The sequence below is a fragment of the Streptomyces sp. NRRL B-24572 genome (assembly GCF_002156145.1).
Taxonomy (GTDB): Bacteria; Actinomycetota; Actinomycetes; order Streptomycetales; family Streptomycetaceae; genus Streptomyces; species Streptomyces vietnamensis.
This window is the reverse complement of record NZ_MWIG01000035.1, coordinates 23,066-35,432: the sequence shown is the minus strand read 5'-3', so window position 1 is coordinate 35,432 and position 12,367 is coordinate 23,066. Positions and strand designations below refer to the sequence as shown.

13 protein-coding genes are annotated in these 12,367 nt (G+C 72.1%); 3 read left to right on the top strand and 10 right to left on the bottom strand.

Features of this window, described 5'->3' with window-relative positions:
* Positions 1-15: 15 nt before the first annotated feature.
* The 4 genes from CCN56_RS02450 to CCN56_RS02435 form a co-directional block, all read right to left on the bottom strand.
* Positions 16-1,017 (bottom strand): 2-hydroxyacid dehydrogenase, encoded by a 1,002-nt coding sequence (locus tag CCN56_RS02450; RefSeq protein WP_086822889.1) that lies wholly within the window; start codon positions 1,015-1,017, stop codon positions 16-18.
* Between the two features lie 70 nt (positions 1,018-1,087).
* Positions 1,088-1,735, bottom strand: a complete 648-nt coding sequence (locus tag CCN56_RS02445; protein WP_086822903.1) for a response regulator transcription factor — start codon at positions 1,733-1,735, stop codon at positions 1,088-1,090.
* Between the two features lie 20 nt (positions 1,736-1,755).
* Positions 1,756-2,976 carry a MacS family sensor histidine kinase gene (gene macS / locus CCN56_RS02440; protein ID WP_086822886.1) on the bottom strand — a complete coding sequence of 407 codons (1,221 nt, stop codon included), beginning with the start codon at positions 2,974-2,976 and terminating at the stop codon, positions 1,756-1,758.
* Between the two features lie 33 nt (positions 2,977-3,009).
* The gene (locus CCN56_RS02435) at positions 3,010-3,756 is read right to left on the bottom strand and encodes a 1-acyl-sn-glycerol-3-phosphate acyltransferase (protein WP_174518248.1); all 747 of its coding nucleotides are present in this window, start codon (positions 3,754-3,756) and stop codon (positions 3,010-3,012) included.
* A 174-nt stretch (positions 3,757-3,930) separates the two neighbouring features.
* Here CCN56_RS02435 and CCN56_RS02430 point away from each other — a divergent pair, with 174 nt between their 5' ends.
* Both CCN56_RS02430 and CCN56_RS02425 read left to right on the top strand, forming a co-directional pair.
* Positions 3,931-4,713, top strand: coding sequence for a carboxylesterase (locus tag CCN56_RS02430; protein ID WP_086822883.1), 783 nt, complete (start codon positions 3,931-3,933; stop codon positions 4,711-4,713).
* Positions 4,706-5,344, top strand: a complete 639-nt coding sequence (locus tag CCN56_RS02425) for a hypothetical protein (RefSeq protein ID WP_086822880.1) — start codon at positions 4,706-4,708, stop codon at positions 5,342-5,344. The genes CCN56_RS02430 and CCN56_RS02425 overlap by 8 nt, the downstream gene beginning before the upstream one ends.
* 8 nt (positions 5,345-5,352) lie before the next feature.
* Here the strand turns inward: CCN56_RS02425 and CCN56_RS02420 are convergent, their stop codons facing one another.
* From CCN56_RS02420 to CCN56_RS02395, 6 genes are all read right to left on the bottom strand, one after another.
* Complete coding sequence (locus tag CCN56_RS02420) at positions 5,353-6,096, bottom strand: endonuclease/exonuclease/phosphatase family protein (protein ID WP_086822900.1); 744 nt, start codon at positions 6,094-6,096, stop codon at positions 5,353-5,355.
* A 77-nt stretch (positions 6,097-6,173) separates the two neighbouring features.
* Positions 6,174-7,115, bottom strand: a complete 942-nt coding sequence (locus CCN56_RS02415) for an ROK family glucokinase (protein WP_086822877.1) — start codon at positions 7,113-7,115, stop codon at positions 6,174-6,176.
* Positions 7,116-7,181: 66 nt separating this feature from the next.
* Positions 7,182-7,643 carry a DUF5304 domain-containing protein gene (locus tag CCN56_RS02410; protein WP_086822874.1) on the bottom strand — a complete coding sequence of 154 codons (462 nt, stop codon included), beginning with the start codon at positions 7,641-7,643 and terminating at the stop codon, positions 7,182-7,184.
* A gap of 43 nt (positions 7,644-7,686) precedes the next feature.
* Positions 7,687-8,808 (bottom strand): ArsA-related P-loop ATPase, encoded by a 1,122-nt coding sequence (locus CCN56_RS02405; protein WP_086822871.1) that lies wholly within the window; start codon positions 8,806-8,808, stop codon positions 7,687-7,689.
* 145 nt (positions 8,809-8,953) lie between these two features.
* On the bottom strand, positions 8,954-9,394 hold the full coding sequence (locus CCN56_RS02400; RefSeq protein WP_086822866.1) for an SRPBCC family protein: 441 nt from the start codon (positions 9,392-9,394) through the stop codon (positions 8,954-8,956).
* A 90-nt stretch (positions 9,395-9,484) separates the two neighbouring features.
* Positions 9,485-10,252, bottom strand: a complete 768-nt coding sequence (locus CCN56_RS02395; protein ID WP_086822863.1) for a metallophosphoesterase — start codon at positions 10,250-10,252, stop codon at positions 9,485-9,487.
* A gap of 255 nt (positions 10,253-10,507) precedes the next feature.
* On the opposite strand from CCN56_RS02395, the gene CCN56_RS02390 reads away from it, so the two are divergent.
* Positions 10,508-12,304: a long-chain fatty acid--CoA ligase gene (locus tag CCN56_RS02390; RefSeq protein WP_086822861.1), complete on the top strand. Its 1,797-nt coding sequence runs from the start codon at positions 10,508-10,510 to the stop codon at positions 12,302-12,304.
* The last annotated feature ends 63 nt before the right edge of the window (positions 12,305-12,367 follow it).

The window sequence follows — 12,367 nt, the reverse complement described above, 5'->3', positions numbered from 1 at the left end:
CTTCTGAAACACGCCCTAGGACGCCGACCTCGGTACCAGGACGTTCTCGCTGCGTCGGCCGGCGGTGTGGTCGAGGACGTTCTGGACGGTGGTGTCGATGATCTGGCCGACCGCGTCGGTCGTGTAGTACGCCTGGTGCGAGGTGACCACCACGTTGGGGAAGGTCACCAGGCGGGCCAGGGTGTCGTCCTCGACGACCTCAAGGGACTTGTCGAGGAAGAAGAGCCCGGCCTCCGCCTCGTACACGTCCAGGCCGACTCCGGTGAAGCGGCCGGCCCGGAGCTCGGTGACGAGGGCCTCGGTGTCGATGAGCCCGCCGCGGCTGGAGTTCACCAGGATGGCATCGTCCTTCATGGCCTTGAGGGCGTCGGCGTCGATGAGGTGCCGGGTGGCGGGGAGCAGCGGCACGTGGAGGCTGATGAGGTCGGCCTCGGCGAGGAGCCGCTCCTTCTCGACGTACTTCATGCCGAGTTCCACGCAGGCGGGGTTCTCGGCGACGTCCCAGCCGAGGAGGTTCATGCCGAAGCCGTGGGCGATCCGGGTGAAGGCCTCGCCGATCTTCCCGGTGCCGAGCACGCCGACGGTACGGCCGTGCAGGTCACGGCCCATCAGCCCGTCGAGTCGGAAGTCGAAGTCGCGGGTCCGGTTGGAGGCGCGGACGATCCGGCGGTTGACGGCCATGGCCAGGGTCCAGGCGAACTCGGCGACGGAGTACGGCGAGTAGGACGAGACCCGGGCGACGGTGAGGCCGAGGCGCTCGGCGACCTCCAGGTCGATGTTGTTGAAGCCGGTGGAGCGCTGGGCGATCATCCGGGTCCCGCCGACCGCGAGGGTCTGCAGGACCCGGTGGTCGAGGCTGCAGTTGACGCTGGTGGAGACGGTCTCGTAGCCGGCGGCGATGGGGGCGGTGTCCTCGTCGAGGAAGACGCTCAGGCAGCGGACGTCGTGGTGTCCCTCGAAGGCCTTCTCGATGAGGGGCTGCTCGTCCGCCTGCACGCCGAATGCCAGGATCTCCACGGTTTTCCCCTCAACATCACGATGGGCCGTATATCCGTGAATATACGGCCCCTCGTGACACCCGGCCGCCTCAGGCGTCGTCGAGGCCGCGCTCGATGGCGTACCGGACGAGCTCCACCCGGTTGTGCAGCTGGAGCTTGCCCAGGGTGTTCTGGACGTGGTTCTGCACCGTGCGGTGCGAGATGACGAGGCGCTCGGCGATCTGCTTGTAGCTGAGGCCCTTGGCGACGAGCCGCAGGACCTCGGTCTCGCGCTCGGTGAGCTGCGGGGCCTTCGGCTCGTCGGCGCCGGCCGCCGGGGCGGGCTCGGAGGCCAGCCTGCGGTACTCGCCGAGGACCAGGCCGGCCAGGCCCGGGGTGAAGACGGGGTCGCCGGCGGCCGTGCGGCGGACCGCGTCGATCAGGTCCTCCGTACTGGCCGACTTGAGGAGGTAGCCGGTGGCGCCGGACTTGACGGCCTCCAGGACGTCGGCGTGCTCGCCGCTCGCCGAGAGGACGAGGACCCGCAGCTCGGGACGGCCGCCGACGAGCTCCTTGCAGACCTGGACGCCCGGCTTGACCGGCAGGTTCAGGTCCAGGACGAGGACGTCGGGACCGGCCGCGACGGCGCGGCGCACGGCCTGCTCGCCGTCGCCGGCGGTGGCGACCACGTCGAAGCCCGCCTCCGCGAGGTCGCGGGCGACCGCGTCCCGCCACATCGGATGGTCGTCGACGACCATCACCTTGATCCGCTGCTCGTTCACTTCTCCCCTGCCTTCCCCCGTGGAACCTTCAACTCGACTTCCGTGCCCTGGCCGGGGACCGAGATCAGCTCGGCCGAGCCGCCCAGATCCCGCAGTCTCCCCCGGATGGACAGGGCGACGCCCATCCGGCCCTCGCCCCAGGCCTCCGCGAGGCGGCCCTCGGGGATGCCGGGACCGTCGTCCCGGACGGTGACGATCACCTCGTCCGGCCAGTCCTCGATCAGGATCCACGCGTGCGCGTCCTCGCCGGCGTGCACCCGGACGTTGTCCAGGGCGGCGCCGACGGCGTTGGCCAGCTCGCGGGCGGCGGGCTGCGGCAGCAGGACCGGGGCGCCCGGCTCGGAGAGGGTGACCCTGGCCCCGGCGCGCGGGGCGAGCAGGACGCGGAGGTCGACGGGCGCGTCGGCCGCACCATGAGGGGGATCGTCGTCCACCTCGACGACCCGGACGAAGGCGCCCTCGGACTCGTCCTCGGAGACCAGGCTGGGCCGGGTGAGCCCGCCCGCGACGAGGGTGCGGAGGGCCACCTCCTGCTCCCCCGCCATCCGGCCGAGCTCGGCGGCCTCGCCGCCGAGCGCCGTGCCGCGCCGCTGCACCATCGCGAGGACCTGGAGGACGCTGTCGTGGATGTCGCGGGCCAGCCGCTCCCGCTCCCGGGTCGCGGCCTCGATCTCCAGGGCGCGGGCGAGGGTGCGCTCGGAGGCGCGGGCGACCTCGACGACGTAGCCGATGGCGATGGAGGCGACCCAGACCAGGAGCACGTTGTGGAAGGTGTCCCGGGTGGGGTGCCCGCGCTCGACGATGTTGGCGACGGCGACCAGGGAGGAGGCGATGCCGGCCCAGCGCCAGCCGCCCTTGATCGCGAACGCGAGGACGGACCCCGCGGTCCATATCGACGGCAGGGTGGGGCCGTCGAACGACTGGGCCTGGGCGTCGACGAGCGGGGTGAGGAGGATGCCGACGAGGGCGACGGCGAGGTCGGCGACGAGGAAGCGCCTGGTGCAGCTCGCCGCGTTCGCCACCTTGGGGAGGGTGGCGAGGGTCCAGACGCACAGCACCGCCAGATAGGCGATGGCGAGCCAGAGCCGCTCGTACCGCTCCCGGCCGAACACGAAGATCAGCACCGCGTAGACCATCGTCAGGACGCGGTAGCCGGTCAGCGCCCGCCACAGCGGCTGCTCGACCGACATGCGCACGACACGCTCGCGCTTGGCCATCTCCCCCACCCCCGGAAAGCCCCTCGCGGGGACTTACGCGCCGGACTCTTCCCGAGCGGCGATCTCGGCCTTGACGGCCTCCTTGGCCGCCTTCTCCGCCTCCGCGATCTGCCGCTTGGCGGCGGTCGCGTAGATGTCGACGTACTCCTGGCCGGACAGCTTCATGATCTCGTACATGACCTCGTCGGTCACCGAACGGAGGATGAAGCGGTCCCCCTCCATGCCCTGGTAGCGGGTGAAGTCCAGCGGCTTGCCGATCCGGATCCCCGGGCGCATCAGCTTGGGGACCACCTTGCCGGGCGGCTGGATCTTCTCGGTGTCGATCATGGCGACCGGGATCACGGGCGCGCCGGTGGCCAGGGCGACGCGCGCCAGACCGCCGGGCTTCCCCCGGTAGAGGCGGCCGTCGGGCGAGCGGGTGCCCTCGGGGTAGATCCCGAAGAGCCCGCCGCCCTCGATGACCTCGATGCCGGCCTTGATGGCCGCCTCGCCCGCCCCGCGGGCACCCGAACGGTCCACCGGGAGCTGGCCGACGCCCTTGAAGAAGGCGGCGGTGAGCTTGCCCTTCACACCCGGGGTGGTGAAGTACTCGGCCTTGGCGATGAAGGTGACCTTGCGGTCCAGGACGGCGGGCAGGAAGAAGGAGTCCGAGAAGGACAGGTGGTTGCTCGCGAGGATCGCGGGTCCCTCGGCGGGGATGTTCTCCAGGCCCTCCACCCAGGGACGGAAGGCAAGCTTCAGGGACCCTCCGATGGAGAACTTCATTGCGCCGTAGATCAACTCGCCATGCCTTCCGTGTGCCGTCGGCCACGACTTTATCCCGTGGCGGCGCACGGCCCCCGCTACGGCCCTGGTCGGTGTCGGTCCGGTCGCGTACCGTGAAGGTCCTTCCCCATCTTCCGTCGCTCCGGCGCACCCGCAGACGCCGGAGTCGCAACCGAACAGGAGACCCCGGTGCCGGTCCTTCCCGGAGCCGAGCCGTACCGCCATGAGGGCGGAGAGGTCGGCGTCCTTCTCTGTCACGGATTCACCGGTTCCCCGCAGTCGATGCGCCCGTGGGCCGAGTACCTGGCCGAGCGCGGCCTGTCGGTCTCGGTGCCGCTGCTGCCCGGCCACGGCACCCGCTGGCAGGACATGCAGCTCACCACCTGGCACGACTGGTACGCGGAGGTGGACCGGGCCCTGCGCGAGCTCCAGGAGCGGTGCCGGACCGTCTTCGTCTTCGGCCTCTCCATGGGCGGGGCCCTCACGCTGCGGCTCGCCGCCCAGCACGGCGACGCGATCCGGGGCATCGTCCTCGTCAACCCGGGCAACAAGGTGCACGGCCTGGCCGCGTACACGCTGCCCGTCACCCGGCACCTGGTCCCCTCCACGAAGGGCATCGCCAGCGACATCGCCAAGGAGGGCGTGACCGAGGTCGGCTACGACCGGGTGCCGCTGCACGCCGCGCACTCCCTGCGCCGCCTCTTCCGGACCGTGGACGCTCAGCTCCCGCAGGTCACCCAGCCGGTGGTACTGCTCCACAGCCCCCAGGACCACGTCGTGCCGCCCGTCGACTCGGCCCGGATCCTCTCCCGGATCTCCTCGACGGACGTCAAGGAGGTCCTGCTGGAACAGAGCTACCACGTGGCGACGTTGGACCATGATGCGGAGCGGATCTTCGACGAGAGCCTGGCCTTCGTCGAGCGTCTGGCCCCGGATCTGGTCGACGGGAAGGGAAGCAGGAGCGGTGGCTGAGCAGCAGGACGGCGACGGGCGGGAGCCACAGCCCATCGACGAGGAGGCGGCCTGGGCCGCGATCGTCGCCGGGTACGGCGAGGAGCCCGCGGACCCTCCGGGGACGAAGCCGTTCCGGCCCGTCGAGAACCTGTCGCTGCCGGAGCCCGAGGACGAGGACGAGGACTCCGGGGAGATCCGGCCCGTGAAGGGCACGGCCTGGAAGCCGAGGCCGAAGCCCCCGGCCGAGGACCCCGAGGCGGACGAGGACCCGGAGGCGGGTCCCGAGCGGCCCGCGCTCGGCAGCTCGATCGTGTTCGCGCCCGGTGTGCTCTCCGGCGGCCCCCGCGACTACTCGCCGGCCGAGCCGGACGACGCGGCGGGCGGCGCCGACGAGGGCCACTTCGTCCCGCCGGAGCCGCCGCCGCTGCCCGAGGCGGACACGACGACCAAGTTCGCCTGGCTCGCGGTCGTCGGCGGCCCGGTCCTGATGCTGCTCGCCGTCCTGCTCCAGTGGGACATGACCTGGTGGCTGACGACACTCTGCGTGGGCGGCTTCCTGGGCGGCTTCGTGACCCTGGTGGCCCGCATGAAGCACGACGACGACGATGACGACGGCTTCGACGACCCGGGCCGCGGGGCGGTCGTGTAGGGCGTGCCCTACGAGGCGGGGACGCGGACCGCGGCCAGCACCGGAAGGTGATCGGTGGCGGCCCGCAGGTCCGCCGGGTCGAGGTGCGTCGGGACTCCGCAGCCGAGGAACTCGACGCCCGGGGTCGCCAGGATCGCGTCGATGCGCTGGTGCGGGTCGGCGGGGGTCGAGGTGTGCTCGCCGCCCCAGGGGCTGACCGCCCAGCCGTCCTGGAGCTTCTCCGTGAGGCGGGTGAAGGCGGGGCCTCCGGGGCGTTCGTTCAGGTCGCCGGCGACGAGGGCGTACGGGGTGCCGAGGGCGGCGACCCGGTCGAGGACCATCCCCGCCTGGGCGTACCGCTCGTCCTTGCGCAGGCTCAGGTGGCAGCTGACCAGACCGACCCGGGCCCCGGCGAAGCGGACGACGGCGGTCGCGAGGCCGCGCCGGTGCAGGCCGGGGGTGAGCGGCAGCAGGACGTCCTCCGTACGCTCCACCGTGGCCCGCAGGGAGCACAGCAGCATCGGTCCGGCGGCGGTGGCTCCGCCGCTGAGCATGACCAGCTCGCTCTTGGCGGCGAGCCGGGCGGCGTGTTTGCGCCAGCGGAAGAAGCGCGGGGCCTCCTGGACGAAGACGAGGTCCGGGGCGCAGGCGCGGATCACCCGGGCGAGGGCGTCCTCGTCGTCGCGCATCGAGCGGACGTTGTAGCTCAGGACCCGGAGGACGGCCGAACCGTCGCTCTCGGTCCGGGAGTTGGGCAGCTCACTGATCGCCATGACGGCCAACATACGACGACCGCCCGCCGTGTCCGAGAGGACGCGGCGGGCAGTCGTCGTATGCCCTGCTACGGGTGCTAGCCCTGGCGGGCGAGGTCGGCCGCACCGACCAGGCCGGCCTTGTTGCCGAGCTGGGCCGCGAGGACCTGCGCGTGCGGACGCCACTGGCCGCCGATCAGCCAGCGCCGGAAGGACTTGCGGATCGGGTCGAGGACGAGGTCGCCCTCGTCCGAGACGCCGCCGCCGACGATGAACGCCGAGGGGTCGAAGAGCGAGGCCAGGTCGGCGAGGCCGGCGCCGGCCCAGCGGGCCAGCTCGCGGAAGGAGTCGACGGCCACCGGGTCGCCCGCGCGGGCGGCCTGGCTGACGTGCTTGCCCTCGATGCCCTCCGGGGTGCCGTCGCCGAGGCCGAGGAGGATCTCCGCGCGCTCCGGGGTGGCGTTGGCGCGCTGCTTGGCGTACCGGACGAGCGCACGCCCGGAGGCGTACTGCTCCCAGCAGCCCTGGCTGCCGCAGCCGCACAGCAGACCGTCCGGGACGACCCGGATGTGGCCGAACTCGGCGGCCACGCCGAAGCGTCCGCGGCGCAGCTTGTTGCCGATGATGATGCCGCCGCCGAGGCCGGTGCCGAGGGTGATGCAGATGACGTCCTCGTGGCCCTTGCCGGCGCCGAACTTGTACTCGCCCCAGGCCGCCGCGTTGGCGTCGTTCTCGACGACGACGGGCAGGCCGACCCGCTGCTCGACCTTGTCCTTCAGCGGTTCGTGCCGCCAGTCGATGTTCGGCGCGAAGAGGACGGTGGCGCGCTTGTCGTCGACGTAGCCCGCGGCTCCGATGCCGACGGCCTCGATCTCGTGCCCCTTGCCGGCCTCGGAGACGGCGGCGCAGATGGCGTCGACGATGCCTTCGGGGGTCGGCGGGGTGGGCACGGTGTGCGTGTCGAGGATGTTGCCCTCCTCGTCGACCACGCCGGCCGCGATCTTCGTGCCGCCGATGTCGACGCCGATGGTGAGTCCCATGTGTCCCTCAGTTTTCGGTCGAGCCCCGCTAAGGCCCACCGTACCCGAGCGGGGGTGGCCCGCCGCTCAGTCGAGGTCGATGTGCTGGCCGGTTCCGGGCCCCTCGCCGTCCTTGCGGGGCGCGTCCGGATCCGCGTCGCGGCGCGGGTCGTCGGCGTCGGGTACGGCGCCACCGCGGGTCCAGCGGCTCTCGTGGCCCTCGACGGCGGAACGGTAGGCGGCGAGCAGCTCGCTGCCGGCGGCGGCGAGGTGGTCGAAGACCTGCGGGTTGCGCTCGATGACGGGCTCGACGACGGCCTTCGCCTGGTTGACGAGCTGCTGCACGGTCTGCGCGGCGGTCTGCGCGGCCTGGCCGCCGAGGAGCGGGTTCCCGAGGCCGCCGGAGACCTTGTCGGCCACGGCCTCGAAGAGCCTGCGGAACTCCTCCGCGGGCGAGCCGGGCTCGGTCGCGCGCTGCGCCCGGCGGCGGGCCTTCTCCGCCTCCAGGTCCTCGGCACAGGCCTTGGCCCAGGCGTCCGAATCGCTCATGGCGTACTCCTCAGTGGCTGCGTACTTCGACGGTACACGCGCCTCAGGGGGTGCGGGGCCAGAGCCCGGGGTCGGGCGTGAAGCGCACCCGGAGGTCCCCGTCGACGAGCCCGGCGCCGGTGACGGTGCAGCGGCGCAGGGCACCCGGCAGCGGGACGCCGCGACGGAACGCGCCCACCGTCAGGAGCAGTTCGTCACCGCGGCGGACGAGGGAGAGCTCCTCCTTGACGGCCCCCGGCAGGGGGATGTGCCAGACGAGGACGCCGTCCTCCTCGCGCCGGTCCTCGACGGCCCACTCCGGTACGGGGACCGTCTTCTCGGTCCGGACGGGCGAGAGGAGGACGAGGTCCTCGGCCCCGCGCGGGGCCCGGCCGAGATGCGGCAGCTCGTACAGCTCGCCGGTGGTGGCGGTACGGAGCTCCGCGAGGTGCCGGTGCTGTTCGGCGGCGAGTCCGGCGAGCCAGGGGTCCTCGGAGGCGGCGGGCAGGATCCTGTTGGCGACGACGGCGTCGAGGGCGAGGCGCTGGACGGCGAGACCGAGCCGGGCGGTGCGCAGGGCGCGGGCGGCGCCGGGACCGGGTTCGAGGACGAGCCGGACGGTGGTGTCGGGGTCCTCGACGACGGCCTGGACGGCGGCGAGCTCGACCTCCCAGCGGGCGGTCGTGTCGTACAGCCACTGCGCGGGCATGGGGACGCCGGCGAGCTGGGCCAGCATCGGGCGCAGGGCGCGGGCGGCCTGGCGCTCCGGGGGCAGGAGGCGGCGCAGATAGCGGCGGAGCTGCCCGGGCAGAGCGAGCAGGGCGAGGGCCTCGGAGAGCGGGGGCAGATCGACGACGGCGAGGTCGTGGTCACCGGCGGCGGCGTCGCGCAGGGCCCTGAGCAGGGCGAACTGACGGCTCCCGGGGAGCTCGGTGAGCTCGGCGTCCTCGAAGGGGGCGGTGCCGAGGAGGTCGAGGGCGGCGGAGGAGCGGGCCTGGAGGGCGAGGAACTCCCGCCGGAAGTCGTCCCCGGGGCGGGGGCGCAGGAGCTTCACGCCCTCCGCCGGGTCCGCCTCCTCGGAGACGAGCAGGACCCGACGGCCGGCCTGTGCCTCGGCGAGGGCGGTGGCGGCGGCGAGGGTGGTGCGTCCGGCGCCGCCGGGGCCGGTGACAAGGATGATCCGCATGTGCGGGAACGTTACCGGTGCGCCCCCGCCACCCGTTGCGGGCCTGCGCCCACCCCGGCGCGGGCCCCACACGTCGGGCGGCAAAGGGCGCCGTCCAGCCGGGTGCGGGCCCGCGCCCCGTGCGGGGCGCTGTCCCGCGGGAGCGCTACGCGCCCGATTCCACCCGCTGCTTCAGGCCCGCCAGGGCCCGGTCGATGATGACCTTCTCGGCCTTGCGCTTGATCATGCCGAGCATGGGGATCTTGACGTCCACGGTCAGCTGGTAGGTGACCTCCGTGCGGTCGCCGCCCAGCGGCTTCAGCAGGTACGAGCCGTCCAGGGAGCGGAGCATCTGGGACTTGACCAGGGTCCAGGAGACCTCGTCGTCCCCGGTCCAGGTGTACGCGAGGGTGTGGTCGTCCCGGATGGCGCCCGCGTCGAGGAGGAGGCGGACCTTCTCCGCGCGGCCGGCCTCGTCGACCGACAGCACCTCGGCCTCCTTCACCTCGCCGGTCCACTCGGGGTAGCGGGCGAAGTCGGCGATCACGCCCATGACGTCGGCCGGCGCCGCCTCGATGGTGATGCTCGAGCTGGTGTGTTCGGCCATCGCGGTGGCTCCTCCACTGTGCGGTCCGGCGGAAGTAAAAGGGGCACAGACGTGCCGACGGAAGGCTATCGCGCCCCCGTGGCCGCGCTGTCACCACTCCAGGGCGAAGGGCCTCCCCGTCGAGGCGAAGTGGCCGACGTTCACGCACTCCGTCCGACCGATCCGCATCCGGCGCGTCAGCGGCTGGTGGACGTGGCCGAAGAGGGAGTACCGGGGCCGGACGCGGTGGATGGCGTCGAGCAGGGCCCGGCTGCCGCGCTCGAAGCGGCGGGCGACGGTGTCGTACGTCAGTTCCGGCACCTCCGGCGGGATGTGGGAGCAGAGGACGTCGACGTCGCCGAGGGCCTCGACCTTGGCGGCGTACTCCTCGTCGGAGATCTCGTACGGGGTGCGCATGGGCGTGCGCAGCCCGCCGCCGACGAAGCCGAACACCAGCCCGCCGAGCTCGATCCGCTCGCCGTCGAGGACCTTCGTGCCCGGCCCGGCGAAGTCCGTCCAGAGCTGGGGGATGTCGACGTTCCCGTAGGTGGCGTACGTGGGGGTGGGGAAGGCGGCGAAGAGTTCGGTGTACTGGCGGCGGACCGCGGCCTCGATGGCGGTGTCGCGGTCGACCCCGAGCGCGGCCCACAGGCTGCGCCCCAGGTCGCGGGCCTCGTCGAAGCGGCGGGCGGTACGGAGCTCGACGATCCGGTCGGCGTTCTCCGTGCCGAAGAGGTCGGGGAAGATGCCCCGGCTGTGGTCGGCGTAGTCGAGGAAGAGGACCAGGTCGCCGAGGCATATCAGGGCGTCGGCGCCCTCCCCCGCCTTGGCGAGGTCGCCGGCGTTGCCGTGCACGTCACTGACCACATGGACTCGCATGAGCCCACCTTAGGGGGTGTCACCTGCGGTTACTTGGGAGTCGTGAAACCTGTGGATTACTGTGCGCAGAGCACCGTCATGCATGTGTGACGCACGGAACATCTGACCGGGACCCCCTATCGGGAACCATGTACTGGTGGGTAACGTCCGAGCGGTCCAGTCGTGCTCACCCCCACTGAGCACCTGCCCGATCATGGACTTCACCGGTGCATCACACAGAGCCGTGGCGCCGGCGCCCGATGAGGAGCAGCAGTCTTGCGCGAGTTCAGCCTTCCGGCCCTGTACGAGGTCCCCGCGGACGGCAACCTGACGGATCTCATCCGCCGCAACGCCTCCCAGCACCCAGACGTCGCCGTGATGGGGCGCAAGGTCGACGGCGTCTGGACGGACGTCACCGCCAAGCAGTTCCTCGCCGAGGTCCGCGGGGTCGCCAAGGGTCTGATCGCCTCCGGCGTGGAGCCGGGTGACCGGGTCGCGCTGCTCTCCCGTACGCGCTACGAGTGGGTGCTCCTCGACTTCGCGATCTGGAGCGCGGGCGCGGTGACCGTGCCGGTGTACGAGACGAGCTCGCCGGAGCAGATCCAGTGGATCCTCGGCGACTCGGGCGCGAAGCTGGTGCTCGTCGAGAGCGCCGCGCACCAGGCCGCGGTGGAGTCCGTGCGGGCGGACCTGCCGGAGCTCAAGGGCGTCTGGCAGATCGAGCACGACGCGGTCGCACAGCTCACGGCCACCGGCGCGGACGTCTCCGACGAGCTGCTCGACGCGCGCATGTCGGCGGCGAACGCGGACGACCCGGCGACGATCGTCTACACCTCGGGCACGACGGGCCGCCCCAAGGGCTGCGTCCTGACCCACCGGGCCTTCTTCGCCGAGTGCGGCAACGTGGTGGAGCGGCTCAAGCCCCTCTTCCGTACGGGCGAGTGCTCGGTGCTGCTGTTCCTGCCGGCCGCGCACGTCTTCGGGCGGCTCGTCGAGGTCGCGTCCGTGATGGCGCCGATCCGCCTCGGCTGCGTCCCGGACATCAAGAACCTCACGGACGAACTGGCCTCGTTCCGGCCGACGCTGATCCTGGGCGTGCCGCGCGTCTTCGAGAAGGTCTACAACTCGGCGCGGGCGAAGGCGCAGGCCGACGGCAAGGGCAAGATCTTCGACAAGGCCGCGCACACGGCCATCGCGTACAGCAGGGCGATCGGCACCCCGCAGGGCCCGTCCTTCGGTCTGAAGCTGAAGCACAAGGTCTTCGACAAGCTGGTCTTCAGCAAGCTGCGGGCGGTGCTCGGCGGTCGCGGCGAGTACGCGATCTCGGGCGGCGCTCCCCTCGGCGAGCGGCTCGGCCACTTCTTCCGGGGCATCGGCTTCACGGTCCTGGAGGGCTACGGCCTGACGGAGTCGTGCGCGGCGACCGCGTTCAACCCCTGGGACCGGCAGAAGATCGGCACGGTCGGTCAGCCGCTGCCGGGTTCGGTGGTGCGGATCGCCGACGACGGCGAGGTGCTGCTGCACGGCGAGCACATCTTCTCGCGGTACTGGAACAACGAGGCGGCGACAGCCGAGGCTCTCGCGGACGGCTGGTTCCACACGGGTGACATCGGCACGCTCGACGAGGACGGCTACCTCGCGATCACCGGCCGCAAGAAGGAGATCCTGGTGACGGCGGGCGGCAAGAACGTCGCCCCGGCGGTCATCGAGGACCGGATCCGGGCGCACGCGCTGGTGGCGGAGTGCATGGTGGTCGGCGACGGGCGTCCGTTCGTGGGCGCGCTGGTCACGATCGACGAGGAGTTCCTCGGCCGCTGGGCGAGCGAGCACGGCAAGCCGGCCGGTTCGACGGCGGCCTCCCTCCGGGACGACGCGGAGCTCATCGCGGAGGTCCAGCGGGCGATCGACGACGGCAACGCGGCGGTCTCCAAGGCGGAGTCGGTCCGCAAGTTCCGTATCCTCCCGGCCCAGTTCACGGAGGAGGCGGGCCACATCACCCCGTCCCTGAAGCTGAAGCGGAACGTCGTCGCGAAGGACTTCGCGGACGAGATCGAGGCCATCTACACGAAGTAGGGGCGCGTACGGGAAACGGAAGGGGCCGGGCGATCCGATCGCCCGGCCCCTTCCCGTACTGCG

Excerpts from the sequence above, each read along its gene's own strand:
- CCN56_RS02420 (WP_086822900.1), bottom strand. The coding sequence starts at position 6,096 with ATGGCGATCAGTGAGCTGCCCAACTCCCGGACCGAGAGCGACGGTTCG.
- macS (WP_086822886.1), bottom strand. The coding sequence starts at position 2,976 with ATGGCCAAGCGCGAGCGTGTCGTGCGCATGTCGGTCGAGCAGCCGCTG.
- CCN56_RS02445 (WP_086822903.1), bottom strand. The coding sequence starts at position 1,735 with ATGGTCGTCGACGACCATCCGATGTGGCGGGACGCGGTCGCCCGCGAC.
- CCN56_RS02410 (WP_086822874.1), bottom strand. The coding sequence starts at position 7,643 with ATGAGCGATTCGGACGCCTGGGCCAAGGCCTGTGCCGAGGACCTGGAG.
- CCN56_RS02415 (WP_086822877.1), bottom strand. The coding sequence starts at position 7,115 with ATGGGACTCACCATCGGCGTCGACATCGGCGGCACGAAGATCGCGGCC.
- CCN56_RS02400 (WP_086822866.1), bottom strand. The coding sequence starts at position 9,394 with ATGGCCGAACACACCAGCTCGAGCATCACCATCGAGGCGGCGCCGGCC.
- CCN56_RS02395 (WP_086822863.1), bottom strand. The coding sequence starts at position 10,252 with ATGCGAGTCCATGTGGTCAGTGACGTGCACGGCAACGCCGGCGACCTC.
- CCN56_RS02405 (WP_086822871.1), bottom strand. The coding sequence starts at position 8,808 with ATGCGGATCATCCTTGTCACCGGCCCCGGCGGCGCCGGACGCACCACC.